This window comes from Streptomyces sp. GS7, assembly GCF_009834125.1.
Taxonomy (GTDB): Bacteria; Actinomycetota; Actinomycetes; order Streptomycetales; family Streptomycetaceae; genus Streptomyces.
Genome location: NZ_CP047146.1, coordinates 2,932,011 through 2,946,223 on the forward strand (window position 1 = coordinate 2,932,011; position 14,213 = coordinate 2,946,223).

The 14,213-nt window shown below is 71.6% G+C and carries 12 protein-coding genes; 10 read left to right on the forward strand and 2 right to left on the reverse strand.

From position 1 onward, the window contains the following. The 3 genes from hisS (at position 1) to GR130_RS12705 (ending at position 3,551) form a co-directional block, all read left to right on the forward strand. Complete coding sequence (gene hisS, locus GR130_RS12695; RefSeq protein WP_159504827.1) at positions 1 to 1,263, forward strand: histidine--tRNA ligase; 1,263 nt, start codon at positions 1 to 3, stop codon at positions 1,261 to 1,263. A 193-nt stretch (positions 1,264 to 1,456) separates the two neighbouring features. Further along, complete coding sequence (locus GR130_RS12700; protein ID WP_159504828.1) at positions 1,457 to 2,098, forward strand: vitamin K epoxide reductase family protein; 642 nt, start codon at positions 1,457 to 1,459, stop codon at positions 2,096 to 2,098. Between the two features lie 85 nt (positions 2,099 to 2,183). Beyond that, positions 2,184 to 3,551 (forward strand): replication-associated recombination protein A, encoded by a 1,368-nt coding sequence (locus GR130_RS12705; RefSeq protein WP_159504829.1) that lies wholly within the window; start codon positions 2,184 to 2,186, stop codon positions 3,549 to 3,551. A 37-nt stretch (positions 3,552 to 3,588) separates the two neighbouring features. On the opposite strand, the gene GR130_RS12710 is transcribed toward GR130_RS12705, so the two are convergent. After that, positions 3,589 to 4,341, reverse strand: coding sequence for a DUF2470 domain-containing protein (locus GR130_RS12710; protein ID WP_159509927.1), 753 nt, complete (start codon positions 4,339 to 4,341; stop codon positions 3,589 to 3,591). A 182-nt stretch (positions 4,342 to 4,523) separates the two neighbouring features. Between GR130_RS12710 and rpsD the strand changes: the two genes are divergently transcribed. After that, entirely contained in the window at positions 4,524 to 5,135 is a 612-nt protein-coding gene (gene rpsD / locus GR130_RS12715) for a 30S ribosomal protein S4 (protein ID WP_039638011.1), read from the forward strand. Positions 5,136 to 5,161: 26 nt separating this feature from the next. Here the strand turns inward: rpsD and GR130_RS12720 are convergent, their stop codons facing one another. Then, complete coding sequence (locus GR130_RS12720) at positions 5,162 to 7,363, reverse strand: ATP-binding protein (protein WP_159504830.1); 2,202 nt, start codon at positions 7,361 to 7,363, stop codon at positions 5,162 to 5,164. 170 nt (positions 7,364 to 7,533) lie between these two features. On the opposite strand from GR130_RS12720, the gene GR130_RS12725 reads away from it, so the two are divergent. From GR130_RS12725 to GR130_RS12750, 6 genes are all read left to right on the forward strand, one after another. After that, the gene (locus tag GR130_RS12725) at positions 7,534 to 7,983 is read left to right on the forward strand and encodes a DUF948 domain-containing protein (protein ID WP_236572994.1); all 450 of its coding nucleotides are present in this window, start codon (positions 7,534 to 7,536) and stop codon (positions 7,981 to 7,983) included. An 8-nt stretch (positions 7,984 to 7,991) separates the two neighbouring features. Further along, positions 7,992 to 8,336: a DUF6167 family protein gene (locus GR130_RS12730; RefSeq protein WP_159504831.1), complete on the forward strand. Its 345-nt coding sequence runs from the start codon at positions 7,992 to 7,994 to the stop codon at positions 8,334 to 8,336. Beyond that, complete coding sequence (gene alaS, locus GR130_RS12735; RefSeq protein WP_159504832.1) at positions 8,336 to 11,005, forward strand: alanine--tRNA ligase; 2,670 nt, start codon at positions 8,336 to 8,338, stop codon at positions 11,003 to 11,005. Before GR130_RS12730 ends, alaS begins: the two co-directional genes overlap by 1 nt. Positions 11,006 to 11,019: 14 nt before the next feature. After that, on the forward strand, positions 11,020 to 11,484 hold the full coding sequence (ruvX, locus tag GR130_RS12740) for a Holliday junction resolvase RuvX (RefSeq protein WP_159509929.1): 465 nt from the start codon (positions 11,020 to 11,022) through the stop codon (positions 11,482 to 11,484). Positions 11,485 to 11,610: 126 nt separating this feature from the next. Beyond that, the gene (gene mltG, locus GR130_RS12745; protein ID WP_159504833.1) at positions 11,611 to 13,356 is read left to right on the forward strand and encodes an endolytic transglycosylase MltG; all 1,746 of its coding nucleotides are present in this window, start codon (positions 11,611 to 11,613) and stop codon (positions 13,354 to 13,356) included. A gap of 10 nt (positions 13,357 to 13,366) precedes the next feature. After that, a complete protein-coding gene (locus GR130_RS12750; RefSeq protein ID WP_159504834.1) occupies positions 13,367 to 14,194 on the forward strand; it encodes a shikimate dehydrogenase in 828 nt (275 codons plus the stop codon). Positions 14,195 to 14,213 lie beyond the last annotated feature (19 nt).

Genomic DNA, 14,213 nt, shown 5'->3' on the forward strand with positions numbered 1-14,213 from the left:
GTGAGCACCTTTCAGGCACCCAAGGGCACCTACGACCTGATCCCGCCGCACTCCGCGACGTACCTCGCGGTGCGCGAGGCGATCGCCGCGCCCCTGAGGAACTCCGGGTACGGCTACATCGAGACGCCCGGATTCGAGAACGTCGAGCTGTTCGCGCGCGGTGTCGGTGAGTCCACCGACATCGTCACCAAGGAGATGTACGCCTTCGAGACCAAGGGCGGCGACCGGCTCGCGCTGCGCCCCGAAGGCACCGCGTCCGTGCTGCGCGCGGCGCTGGAGGCCAACCTCCACAAGGCGGGCAACCTCCCGGTCAAGCTCTGGTACTCCGGCTCGTACTACCGCTACGAGCGCCCGCAGAAGGGCCGCTACCGCCACTTCTCGCAGGTCGGCGCCGAGGCGATCGGCGCGGAGGACCCGGCGCTGGACGCCGAGCTGATCATCCTGGCCGACCAGTCCTACCGCGCGCTGGGCCTGCGCAACTTCCGGATCCTGCTCAACTCCCTGGGCGACCAGGAGTGCCGCCCCGTCTACCGCGCCGCGCTCCAGGACTTCCTGCGCGGGCTCGACCTGGACGAGGACACCCGCCGCCGGGTCGACATCAACCCGCTGCGCGTCCTGGACGACAAGCGCGAGGCGGTCCAGAAGCAGCTCGCCGGGGCGCCCCTGCTCCGCGACTACCTCTGCGAGGCGTGCAAGGCGTACCACGAGCAGGTCCGCGAGCTGCTGACCGCGGCGGGTGTGGCCTTCGAGGACGACGAGAAGCTGGTCCGCGGGCTGGACTACTACACCCGTACCACCTTCGAGTTCGTCCACGACGGCCTCGGCTCGCAGTCCGCGGTGGGCGGCGGCGGCCGCTACGACGGCCTCTCCGAGATGATCGGCGGCCCCGCGCTGCCGTCGGTCGGCTGGGCGCTGGGCGTCGACCGCACGGTGCTGGCGCTGGAGGCCGAGGGCATCACCCTCGACATCCCGGCCGCCACCGCGGTGTACGCCGTGCCGCTCGGCGAGGAGGCCCGCCGGGTGCTGTTCCGCGCGGTCACCGAGCTGCGCCGGGCCGGGGTCGCCACCGACTTCGCGTACGGCGGCAAGGGCCTGAAGAACGCCATGAAGTCCGCCAACCGCTCCGGCGCGCGGCTGGCGCTGGTGGCCGGCGAGCGGGACCTGGCCGAGGGCGTCGTCCAGCTCAAGGACCTGACGAGCGGCGAGCAGACCGCCGTCGCACTGGACGCGGTGGTCGACGAGGCCCGGCGCGCGCTGGGCTGACCGCGTTGGCGAGACGGCTTCGAGGGGCCCGGACGGAACGCCGTCCGGGCCCCTCGCGTCAACGGCGGGTACGCGGAATCACTCCGGATCCGCGCACGACACCCCGGGCTCACAGGGAGGTGCGGCACAATGAAGGACCGGGCCGGGTCCGCCGGCCGAGTCTCATCCCCCAAGGGACCGACGGAACGGCGATATGACGACGACAGCGCTTGACGACGTGTCCACCGACGACGATCACGCGAGCGGCACGGGCCCCATCGGCTCGGGGCGCGCCCTTGCCCTGCTGCTGGTGATCACCGGTGCGCTCGGCGGCCTGGCGGCCTGGGTGATCACCCTGGACAAGTTCGAGCTGCTGAAGGACCCGAACTTCAAACCGGCCTGCAGCTTCAACCCGATCATCTCCTGCGGCAGCGTCATGCAGAGCAAGCAGGCGGCCGTCTTCGGCTTCCCCAACCCGATGGCCGGGCTCGTCGGGTTCGGCGTGGTCATCGCGATCGGCATGGCCCTGCTGGCGGGCGCCCGCTTCCGCCGCTGGTACTGGATCGGCCTGAACATCGGCACGCTGCTCGCCGCCGTCTTCTGCATGTGGCTGATGTCCCAGTCGCTGTACGAGATCAACGCGCTGTGCCTGTGGTGCACCCTGACCTGGTGCGTCACCATCCTGATGTTCTGGTACACGACGGTGCACAACATCAAGCACGGCATCATCCCGGCCCCCCGGGGACTGCGCGACGCGGTCCTGGAGTTCCACTGGGTCGTCCCGGTGCTCTGGTACGGGGTGATCGCGCTGCTGATCCTCACCCGGTGGTGGTCGTACTGGAGCAGCCTGCTCTGAGACCCGTACGGAACCGCACCGCGCCCCGGTCCGCCGATCACGGCGGGCCGGGGCGTTGTCAGTGGTGTGGCATAGGCTCCTGAGCGTGGAGCCCGACCTGTTCACCGCCGCCGCGGAAGACCGTCAGGAGAGGGACCCCGTGGGGGCCCCTCTCGCCGTACGCATGCGCCCGCGCACCCTCGACGAGGTCGTCGGCCAGCAGCATCTGCTCAAGCCCGGTTCGCCGCTGCGCCGGCTGGTGGGCGAGGGGCACGGGGGGCCGGCCGGGCCGTCGTCGGTGTTCCTGTGGGGGCCGCCCGGGATCGGCAAGACGACCCTGGCGTACGTCGTCAGCCAGGCGACGAACAAGCGCTTCGTCGAGCTCTCCGCGATCACCGCCGGCGTCAAGGAGGTCCGGGCGGTCATCGACGGCGCCCGCCGCGCCTCGGGGGGATACGGCAAGGAGACCGTCCTCTTCCTCGACGAGATCCACCGCTTCAGCAAGGCCCAGCAGGACTCCCTGCTGCCCGCGGTGGAGAACCGCTGGGTGACCCTGATCGCCGCGACCACCGAGAACCCGTATTTCTCGGTGATCTCCCCGCTGCTCTCCCGTTCGCTGCTGCTGACGCTGGAGCCGCTCACGGACGACGACCTGCGTCGGCTGCTGCAGCGCGCGCTGACCGACGAGCGCGGGCTCGCCGGGACCGTCACGCTCCCCGCGGACACCGAGGCGCATCTGCTGCGGGTCGCCGGCGGCGACGCCCGGCGGGCGCTGACGGCCCTGGAGGCCGGCGCCGGGGCCGCGCTGGCCAAGGGGGAGCCGGAGATCACCCTTCAGACGCTGGAGGAGTCGGTCGACCGCGCGGCGGTGAAGTACGACCGGGACGGCGACCAGCACTACGACGTCGCCAGCGCGCTGATCAAGTCGATCCGGGGCTCCGACGTCGATGCCGCGCTGCACTATCTCGCGCGGATGATCGAGGCGGGGGAGGACCCGCGGTTCATCGCCCGCCGGCTGATGATCTCGGCGAGCGAGGACATCGGGCTGGCCGATCCGACGGCGCTGCAGACCGCGGTGGCGGCTGCCCAGGCGGTGGCGCTGATCGGCTTCCCGGAAGCCCGGATCACGCTGAGCCAGGCCACCATCGCGCTCGCCCTGGCACCCAAGTCCAACGCCGCCTACATGGCGATAGACGCTGCCCTGGCGGATGTGCGGGCCGGGCACGCCGGCGCGGTCCCCCCGCATCTGCGCGACAGCCACTACAAGGGCGCCCAGAAGCTCGGCCACGGCCAGGGATATCAGTATCCGCACGACCTGCCGGGCGGTATCGCGGCCCAGCAGTACGCCCCGGACGAGGTGCACGGCAAGCGCTATTACGCCCCGACCCGGCACGGCGTCGAGGCGCGCTACGCCGATGTCGCCGACCGGGTACGCGCCAGGCTGCGCGGCGAGAGCGGCGAGAGCGGCGACTGAGCCGGGCGCGGGCGGCACCGTCCGCCGGGGCCCGGTGTCACCGCGCCGCGGCTTCGAAGAGGGTGTGCATCGCCCGGCGCAGCTCGGCGATGTCGCGGACCGGCTCGGGGAAGTCGAAGCGGGCGTCGAAGGACCGCTGCGCCTCGTCGGTGAAGCGGACCCGCAGCCCGAAGCGGTCCAGGCCCAGCGGCACGGCCCGGTCGCGCTGCCCGCAGACGGCGCCCCGGTCGCCCAGCAGCGCGCACAGTCCGCGGACCTGCTCGCCGTGCGCCGTGTGCAGATGCTGGAGCAGCTCCGCCTCGTGGGCGACCAGCGGATCGGGCGCCGCCGCGGCGAAGGCGTCGGGCTCCACGGACTCCGCGCCCCACAGGTCGTCCACTGCGCCCTCGCCGACCTCCAGGCGCAGCATCATCCAGGCGGCCCGCCCGTGGAGTCCCGGCACGGCGTCAGGCCGCAGCGCCTCCCCGATACCGAGCAGCTCGCCGACGGGGTGCCGCTCGGCGAGCAGCAGCGCCGCCGCCGAGCGGTCGTCGTTGCGTACGGGGGTCAGCCAGCCGGCCACCCAGGCGCGTCCGCGGATGCGATGGGGCACCGAGACCGGTGCCACGTCCGTGATCTCCATCACGGCCGCCAGGTCGTCGTCCTGCGCGTGGGCCGCCGCCCGGGCCGCCGCGGAGTCGCCGGGAACCAGCAGCAGCACGTCTCCCTCGTCCGTGACGGCCCGGCAGGCCGGTGCGGAGAGGCCGGCCTCGTCGCGGTCCTCGACTCCGGGCACGTTCAGCGACGCCATACCATGGGATTCGACGAGAGTTCGTATGCGCTCAGCCGCCGAGGGCCGCTGGGCGTCTTCCACGGGACGCGGCTGACCCGCCTTGGTGCTGTGCGCGCCGGGCAGGGGGATCCCAGGTCGAAACATGCGTTCTCCTCGCGGTAAGGTAAGCCTCACCTAACTTACATGGAGGAACGTTCCACGTGAACCAGTCGCGTCCCAAGGTCAAGAAGTCGCGCGCGCTCGGCATCGCGCTGACGCCGAAGGCGGTCAAGTACTTCGAGGCCCGTCCCTACCCGCCCGGCGAGCACGGCCGTGGCCGCAAGCAGAGCAGCGACTACAAGGTCCGGCTGCTGGAGAAGCAGCGTCTGCGCGCCCAGTACGACATCAGCGAGCGCCAGATGGTCCGTGCCTACGACCGCGCTCGGAAGGTCGAAGGCAAGACGGGCGAGGCCCTCATCGTCGAGCTGGAGCGCCGTCTGGACGCGCTCGTCCTGCGTTCGGGTCTGGCCCGGACGATCTACCAGGCCCGCCAGATGGTCGTCCACGGCCACATCTCGGTGAACGACCGCAAGGTCGACAAGCCGTCCTTCCGCGTCCGCCCCGGCGACGTCGTGATGGTCCGCGAGCGCAGCCGCGAGAAGCACCCCTTCCAGGTTGCCCGCGAGGGTGGCTACGCCACCGACGGCGAGACCCCGCGCTACCTGGAGGTCAACCTCCAGGCGCTGGCGTTCCGCCTGGACCGGGACCCGAACCGCAAGGAGATCCCGGTGATCTGCGACGAGCAGCTCGTCGTCGAGTACTACGCCCGCTGATCTCCGGCCGGCGCAGCACGCACCGCTCAGCCCGCCGTCTCCCCGCCGCTCGCGGAGGGGGAGGCGGCGGGCTGGTTCGTCGGGGGCGCGGCGATCCGCACCACCCCGCGCGTCCCGGGGGCGGTGTCCTCGGGGCTCCCGGGCTGGAGGATCCGGGCCACCGTCGCGTCCAGGTCCAGCCGCCCGCCGGTCCGCAGGCAGTGCTCGTAGCGCGCCGCCCCGAGCCGGGCCCGGGCCTGCTGCTCGCACAGTTCGTGCGGCTGGTTGTAGTAGCGCGAGCCGAAGAGCGGCAGCCCCACCGACGGCCAGATCCGGCCGGCCGCGCCCTGGAGCACGGCCGCCTCCTCCGCATCGCCCTCGCCGAGCGTCACCAGGGCCAGCAGCTCGATCGCCAGCACCGCGCCCAGCAGGTCGTGGAAGGAGTGGTCGATGGCCAGGCACTCCTCCAGCAGCGCCCGCGCCCGCCCGCCCTCCCCGCGCGACCAGGCCGCGAAGGCCAGCACGAACTGCGCGTACGCCAGCGTCCAGCGCTCGCCGTGCTCCCCGCACACCTGCCGGACGTCCTCGCACAGCCGAACCGCGTCCTCCAACTGCCCCTGGAAGGCCACCGCCAGCGCCAGCTCGACCTGGCCCATCAGCACGTTGCTGTTGAGCTCGCCCATCTCCCGGTATCGGGCGAGCGCCCCGCGCAGCAGCGTCTCGGCGCGCGGCATGTCGTCGCAGACCAGCGCGAGGCAGCCGGTGCGGTGCAGCGCGTAGGCGGCGGCCGCGGCGTTGCCGGTCCGCTCGGCCTCCTCGCGGCACTCCTGGAGCGCCCCGAGCGCGCCGACCGTGTCGCCCTGGAGGACCGCCACCTGCCCGGTCACCCACAGCGCCTTCAGCCGGGCGTCGTCATGGCCGCTCTCCAGCTCCAGCGCCCGGTCGAGCCAGTGCCGGCCCTCCGAGAGCCGCCCGCAGCCCACCCAGTAGAACCACAGGGTGCCGGCCAGGTACTGGCCGAGGTGGACGTCGTCCGTGCTCTCCAGGCTCTGCTCCAGCGCGACGCGCAGATTGGGCAGGTCGGCGTCGATCCGGGCCGCGATCTCCGCCTGCCGGGGGCTGAACCAGTCCAGCTCGCACCAGGTCGCCAGCCCCACGTACCAGTCGCGGTGCCGGCGGCGCAGCCGCTCGCCGTCCGGCGTCCCCGCCAGCCAGCCCGCGCCGTATTCCCGCACGGTGTCCAGCATCCGGTAGCGCACCCCGGCCGCGGCGTCCTCCCGTACGAGCACCGACTGCGCGACCAACTCCCCGACGGTATCCAGGAGTTCGTCGGCCGGAAGCTCCGGGCCCGAGCAGACGTACTCCACGGCGTCCAGGTCGAACTGCCCGGCGAAGACGGTCAGTCGGGCCCACAGCAGCCGTTCCTCCGGGGTGCACAGCTCATGGCTCCAGCCGATGGCGCAGCGCAGCGTCCGGTGGCGCGGCAGCCCCCCGCGGACCGTGCCGGTCAGCAGCCGGAAGCGGTCGTCGAGCCGGTGCAGCACCTGGTCGACGGAGAGTGCGCGCAGCCGCCCGGCGGCCAGCTCCAGGGCCAGCGGGATGCCGTCGAGGCGGTCGCAGAGTTCGGTGACCGCCGCCTCGTCGGCCGGCTCGGGCGTCGTGAAACCGGGGAGCACGGACACGGCGCGGTCGGTGAAGAGGGCGGTGGCGTCGGCGGTGTTCATCGGGGGCACCGGCAGGTTGTGCTCACCGGGCAGCCCGAGCGGTCGGCGGCCGGCGGCCAGTACGCGCAGCGCGGGGGCGTGGCACAGCAGCTCGGCGGTCAGCTCGGCGCAGGCGTCCACCAGGTGCTCGTAGCCGTCCACGACGAGCAGCAGTTCGCGGTCGGCGAGGTGGTCGCGGAGCGCGGCGCGGGACGGGCGGCCGGTGCGGTCGGACAGTGCCAGCGCCTCGGCGACCGTGTGGTCCAGGAGATGCGGTTCGCGCAGTGCGGACAGTTCGACCAGCCACACCCCGTCGCAGAAGCGATCCTGCAAGATCGCTGCGCTATGGAGGGCGAGCCGGGACTTCCCCACGCCGCCGACACCGGTCAGAGTGACGAGCCGGGCGGCGGCCAGCTGCCGCTCCAGCGCGGCCAGTTCGTCCGCGCGGCCGACGAACCGGTCGAGCTCCACGGGCACGTTGCCCGGCGCCCGCCCCCGCGCGGGGGAGTGGCGGGAAGCGGGACCGGGGCGCGAGAAGCGTCGCATGGCACACGGAGCGTACTCGGGGGGATGCGGACCGTACAATCACCCCTTCCGGTGCCGCTCTCGGCACCGGGAACGGGGTACGGACGGACAGTCACGGCGCGATAAGGTCAAGGTTGCCGTTCGAGCAGGACGAGACCAGACCCAAGAACCAGTCGGAGAGTGGTGCCAGCGTGTCCGGTGGAGAGGTGGCCGGGATCCTCGTGGCCGTCTTCTGGGCGATCCTCGTGTCGTTCCTCGCCCTCGTACTGGTGAGGCTCGCACAGACCCTCAAGGCGACGACCAAGATGGTGGCCGAGGTGTCCGAGCAGGCCGTGCCGCTGCTCGCCGACGCGTCCGCGACCGTTCGCTCCGCGCACACCCAGCTCGCCCGCGTCGACGCCATCGCCGCCGACGTCCAGGAGGTCACCGCCAACGCCTCCGCGCTCTCCTCGACCGTCTCCTCCGCCTTCGGCGGGCCACTGGTCAAGGTGGCCGCGTTCGGCTACGGCGTGCGCCGCGCGATCGGCAAGAAGGGCGAGGCGGCCCCTGCCGCCGGGCGCGCCCAGCGCACCGTCGTCGTCGGCCGTACCCTGCCCGGCGCCCGCCGCGGCGGGCGCCGCAACCGTCGCTCCAAGGACTGATCACAGCGATGTTCCGCCGCGCATTCTGGTTCACCACCGGCGCCGCCGCCGGAGTGTGGGCCACCAACAAGGTCCACCAAAAGCTGCGCAAGCTGCAGCCCGACAGCCTCGCCGCCCAGGCCGCGGACAAGGCCGTCGAGACCGGACACCGGCTGCGCCAATTTGCATTGGACGTACGGACCGGAATGGCGGACCGTGAAGAGCAGCTGCACGACGCCCTCGGGCTCAGTTCGCCGGCCGACGTGCCCGAGCTGCCCGCACCGCGCCGCGCGGTGCTCGAAACGCCGTACCGCACCACGAGAACAACCGGACCGAACGGTCTGACCGGACCGACTGGAAAAGAGGACCACTGATGGAGTCGGCTGAAATCCGCCGCCGCTGGCTGCGCTTCTTCGAGGAGCGCGGGCACACCGTCGTGCCGTCGGCGTCGCTCATCGCGGACGACCCGACGCTGCTGCTGGTCCCCGCGGGCATGGTCCCCTTCAAGCCGTACTTCCTCGGCGAGGTCAAGCCCCCCTACAAGACCGCCACCAGCGTCCAGAAGTGCGTGCGCACGCCGGACATCGAAGAGGTCGGCAAGACCACCCGGCACGGCACGTTCTTCCAGATGTGCGGCAACTTCTCCTTCGGCGACTACTTCAAGGAAGGCGCCATCAAGTACGCCTGGGAGCTGCTGACCGGCTCGCAGGCGGACGGCGGCTACGGCCTCGACCCGGAGCGGCTCTGGATCACCGTCTACCTGGACGACGACGAGGCCGAGCGCATCTGGCACGAGGTCATCGGCGTGCCCAAGGAGCGCATCCAGCGGCTGGGCAAGAAGGAGAACTACTGGTCCATGGGTGTCCCGGGCCCGTGCGGTCCGTGCTCCGAGATCAACTACGACCGCGGTCCGACCTTCGGCGTCGAGGGCGGCCCGGCCGTCAACGACGAGCGGTACGTGGAGATCTGGAACCTGGTCTTCATGCAGTACGAGCGCGGAGCGGGCCTCGGCAAGGAGGACTTCGAGATCCTCGGCGACCTGCCCAGCAAGAACATCGACACCGGCCTCGGTCTGGAGCGGCTGGCGATGATCCTGCAGGACGTGCGCAACATGTACGAGACGGACACCCTCCGCGTCGTCATCGACAAGGCCACCGAGCTCTCCGGCGTCCGCTACGGTGCCGCGGACGCCTCCGACGTCTCCCTGCGGGTGGTCGCCGACCACATGCGGACGTCCACGATGCTCATCGGCGACGGCGTCACCCCCGGCAACGAGGGCCGCGGCTACGTCCTGCGCCGCATCATGCGCCGCGCCATCCGCAACATGCGGCTGCTCGGCGCCGACGGGCTGGTCGTCGGCGAGCTGCTGGACGTCGTCATCAAGACGATGGGCCAGCAGTACCCGGAGCTGCTGGAGGACCGCCGCCGCATCGAGACGGTCGCCCTCGCCGAGGAGGCCGCCTTCGTCAAGACGCTGAAGGCCGGCACCAACATCCTCGACAGCGCCGTCACGGAGACCAAGTCCGCCGGCGGCACCGTCCTGCCCGGCGACAAGGCGTTCCTGCTCCACGACACCTGGGGCTTCCCGATCGACCTCACCCTCGAAATGGCCGCCGAGCAGGGCCTCTCGGTCGACGAGGACGGCTTCCGCCGCCTGATGAAGGAGCAGCGGGAGCGCGCCAAGGCCGACGCCCAGGCCAAGAAGCACGGCCACGCCGACCTGTCCGCCTACCGCGAGGTCGCCGACGCCGCCGGCACCACGGAGTTCACCGGCTACAGCGCCACCGAGGGCGAGTCCTCCGTGGTCGGCCTGCTGGTCAACGGCGTCCCGGCCCCCGCCGCCCATGAAGGCGACGAGGTCGAGGTCGTCCTGGACCGCACCCCCTTCTACGCCGAGGGCGGCGGGCAGCTCGCCGACACCGGCCGGATCAAGCTGGACTCCGGCGCCGTCGTCGAGGTCCGCGACGTCCAGCAGCCGGTGCCGGGCGTGACCGTCCACAAGGGCGTCGTCCAGGTCGGCGAGGTGGTGCTCGGCGCCGCCGCGTACGCCGCCATCGACGTCACCCGCCGACGCGCCATCGCCCGTGCCCACAGCGCCACCCACCTCACCCACCAGGCGCTGCGCGATGCCCTGGGCCCGACGGCCGCCCAGGCCGGTTCGGAGAACTCCCCGGGCCGCTTCCGCTTCGACTTCGGCTCGCCGACCGCGGTGCCCGGCTCGGTGCTGACCGACGTCGAGCAGAAGATCAACGACGTGCTCGCCCGTGAACTCGACGTGCACGCCGAGGTCATGAGCATGGAGGACGCCAAGAAGCAGGGCGCCATCGCCGAGTTCGGCGAGAAGTACGGCGAGCGGGTCCGCGTGGTGACCATCGGCGACTTCTCCAAGGAGCTGTGCGGCGGTACGCACGTCCACAACACCGCCCAGCTGGGCCTGGTGAAGCTGCTCGGAGAGTCCTCGATCGGGTCCGGCGTGCGCCGTGTCGAGGCGCTGGTGGGCGTGGACGCCTACAGGTTCCTGGCCCGTGAGCACACCGTCGTCTCGCAGCTCACCGAGCTGGTCAAGGGGCGCCCGGAGGAGCTGCCGGAGAAGATCTCCGGTGTCCTGGCCAAGCTCAAGGACGCCGAGAAGGAGATCGAGAAGTTCCGCGCCGAGAAGGTGCTGCAGGCCGCGGCCGGGCTGGCCGAGGGCGTCAGGGACGTCCGCGGGCTGGCCCTGGCCGCCGCGCAGGTCCCGGACGGCACCTCCGCCGACGACCTGCGCAAGCTGGTGCTGGACGTCCGCGGCCGGATCCTCGGCGACCGCCCGGTGGTTGTGGCGCTCTTCGCTGTCGCCAACGGCCGCCCGCTGACCGTCATCGCCACCAACGAGGCCGCCCGCGAACGCGGCATCAAGGCCGGCGACCTGGTCCGTGCGGCCGCCAAGGCGCTCGGCGGCGGTGGCGGCGGCAAGCCGGACGTGGCCCAGGGCGGCGGGCAGAACGCCGCCGCCGTGCCCGAGGCCATCGCCGCCGTCGAGCGGCTCGTGGCCGAGGCGGCCTGACGGGCGTGAGCGAGATGCGACGCGGCCGGCGCATCGCGGTGGATGTCGGGGACGCCCGCATCGGGGTCGCCTCGTGCGACCCCGACGGGGTCCTCGCCACCCCCGTCGAGACCGTGCCGGGACGTGATGTCCCCTCAGCACACCGGCGGCTCAAGGCGATTGTCGAGGAGTACGAGCCGCTGGAGGTCGTGGTCGGGCTGCCCCGCTCCCTCAGTGGGGGAGAGGGGCCGGCCGCGGCCAAGGTCCGGGCCTTCGCGCAGGAGATGGCCCGGAACATCGCGCCCGTAGGGGTGCGGCTGGTCGACGAGCGGATGTCGACGGTCACCGCGACCCAGGGGCTGCGGGCCTCCGGGGTCCGGAGCAAGAAGGGCCGCTCGGTGGTCGATCAGGCCGCCGCGGTGGTCATTCTGCAGAGCGCGCTGGAAACCGAACGGACCTCTGGGCAGCCGCCGGGGGAGAGCGTCGAAGTGGTCATCTGATCGCGGTACGGTAACGTTCCGCGGGATGTGGCGGCGGTTCGAACAGCCGCGCGTGCAAGTAGAGGCGGATGGGTACCGCAGGCGCTGCCGGCAAGGGGCGCGCCGCCTCTCGGCTCTAGGGGATCGATGACCGAGTATGGCCGGGGCTACGGCTCCGAACCGTGGCATCCCGAGGACCCGCTCTACGGAGACCAGGGTCCCTACGGAGGCCAGGCGCAGCAGCCTCAGTGGAACGGGCAGCAGCCCGCCGGGTATCCCCAGCAGCACCCGCACCCCCAGCAGCATCCGCAGCACTCCCAGCAGCAGTACGACCCGGGTCACGGCGGCTGGACCGGCGCACCGCAGGCCGGCCGGCTGCCGTACGACCCGTACGACCCCTACGGGCAGCACGCGCAGCATCCGCCGGCCGATCCGTACGCGGCCCAGGGCGGCCACGAGTACTACGGCGGCCAGGACGGCTACCCGTTCCAGGAGACCCAGCAGCTGCCCGCGCAGCAGGCGGCGCCGCCGCACGACCAGCAGCAGTACGGCCAGGTACCGCATCCGCAGCATCCCGACGGGCACACCCAGGAGTACGGTCCGCAGCATCCGCAGCAGGGCGAGCCGCACTACGACGACCCGGCCGCTGTCGGGGACGACTGGCGGGCCGAGCCGGAGCCGGCCGAGCGGGGGCCGGGGGACTCGTTCTTCGCCGACGACCCGGACGACGGGCACGGCGACCTCGACCCGGAGGACGAGGAACAGCCCGGCCGGGAGCGCCGCGGCAAGAAGAACAAGCGGCGCAGCGGCACCGCCTGCCTGGTCGTGATCCTGGCCTTGGGCGGTGTGGTGGGCACGGTCGGCTACTTCGGCCGCGACTTCATCATGCGGCACTTCGGCTCGGCCCCCGACTACACGGGCGAGGGCACCGGCGAGGTGCAGGTGGTGATCCCGGACGGGGTGCCGCTGTCCGAGATGGGCGTGATCCTCGCCAAGGACGATGTGATCAAGAGCGCCGCGGCGTTCACCGAGGCGGCCGACAACAACAAGGCGTCGCGGAGCCTCCAGCCCGGCACGTATTCGCTGCGCAAGCAGATGTCCGCGGCTTCCGCCATCGATCTGATGCTGGACCCCAAGAGCCGTAACGGCCTCACGATCCGCGAGGGTCTGCGCGCCTCCGCGGTCTACGAAATGATCGACAAAAAGCTCAAGCTCAAGGCGGGCACCACCAAGGAAGTCGCCAAGAGCCAGGCAAAGAATCTGGGGCTGCCGTCCTGGGCCGATGACTCCCCGAAGATCAAGGACCCGCTGGAGGGCTTCCTCTACCCGTCGACGTACAGCGTGGGCGACAACGCGAAGCCCGTGGACGTCCTCAAGGAAATGGTCGGCCGGGCCACCCAGGAATACCAGAAGTACGATCTCGAAGCGAATGCCCAGAAATTCCATCTGACGTCTCCGCTCCAGCTCATCACCGTCGCCAGCCTCACCCAGGCCGAAGGCATGACGCACGATGACTTCCGGAAGATGGCGGCCGTCGTCTACAACCGGCTGGCCCCGACCAATAAAGATACGTTTCAGCGGCTGGAATTCGACTCGACCTTCAACTACCTGAAGAACCAGAGCAAGATCAATATCAGTACCGAGGAAATCCGGCACTACAACGACCCGTACAACACCTACTTCTACAAGGGTCTGCCGCCCGGCCCCATCGGAAATCCCGGTGCCGATGCGCTCAAGGCGACCATCAATCCGGATAATTCCGACAAGTGGCTCTACTTCATTTCGGTGGACGGTAAGACGACGGAATTCACGACGAATTACACCGACCATCAGAAGCTGGTCCAGGAATTCAACAAGCGGCAGCAAGAGAAGAAGAAGCAGAACGGGAACTGAAGGCAAGGCCGTGTCCGACAACAAGAAGGCGGCGGTCCTCGGATCGCCCATCGCGCACTCCCTCTCGCCGGTGCTGCACCGCGCCGCCTACGACGCACTCGGGCTGACCGGCTGGGAGTACGGCCGCCACGAGGTCGACGAGGCCGCGCTCCCCGGGTTCCTGGAGAAGCTCGGCCCGGAGTGGGCGGGCCTGTCGCTGACCATGCCGCTCAAGCGCGCGGTGATCCCGCTGCTCGACGAGATCACCGCGACCGCGGCCTCGGTCGAGGCGGTCAACACCGTCGTGTTCGCCCCCGACGGGCGCCGCCTCGGCGACAACACCGACATCCCCGGCATGCTCGCCGCGCTGCGCGAGCGCGGCGTCGACACGGTCGAGCGGGCCGCCGTCCTGGGCGCCGGCGCCACCGCCTCCTCCGCGCTCGCCGCGCTCTCCCGCATCTGCACCGGCGAGGTCACCGCGTACGTCCGCAGCGCCGCGCGCGCCGCCGAGATGCGCGGCTGGGGCGAACGGCTCGGTGTCGCGGTCGCCACCGCCCCCTGGGAGGACGCCGCCGCGGCCTTCCAGGCGCCGCTGACCATCGCCACCACCCCGGCGGGCAGCACCGACGCGCTCGCCGCCGCGGTCCCCGACCGGCCCGGCACGCTCTTCGACGTCCTCTACGAGCCCTGGCCGACGGCGCTGGCCACCGCCTGGGCCGCCCGCGGGGGCGCCGTCGTCGGCGGCCTGGACCTGCTGGTCCACCAGGCCGTCCTCCAGGTCGAGCAGATGACCGGCCGGTCCCCGGCGCCGCTGGCGGCGATGCGCGCGGCCGGCGAGGCGGCGCTCGCGGCCCGCTGATCCGCGGCCCCGCCCCGGG

Excerpts from the sequence above, each read along its gene's own strand:
- GR130_RS12700 (WP_159504828.1), top strand. The coding sequence starts at position 1,457 with ATGACGACGACAGCGCTTGACGACGTGTCCACCGACGACGATCACGCG.
- GR130_RS12710 (WP_159509927.1), bottom strand. The coding sequence starts at position 4,341 with ATGGCGTCGCTGAACGTGCCCGGAGTCGAGGACCGCGACGAGGCCGGC.
- GR130_RS12720 (WP_159504830.1), bottom strand. The coding sequence starts at position 7,363 with ATGCGACGCTTCTCGCGCCCCGGTCCCGCTTCCCGCCACTCCCCCGCG.
- GR130_RS12730 (WP_159504831.1), top strand. The coding sequence starts at position 7,992 with ATGTTCCGCCGCGCATTCTGGTTCACCACCGGCGCCGCCGCCGGAGTG.
- alaS (WP_159504832.1), top strand. The coding sequence starts at position 8,336 with ATGGAGTCGGCTGAAATCCGCCGCCGCTGGCTGCGCTTCTTCGAGGAG.
- ruvX (WP_159509929.1), top strand. The coding sequence starts at position 11,020 with ATGCGACGCGGCCGGCGCATCGCGGTGGATGTCGGGGACGCCCGCATC.
- mltG (WP_159504833.1), top strand. The coding sequence starts at position 11,611 with ATGACCGAGTATGGCCGGGGCTACGGCTCCGAACCGTGGCATCCCGAG.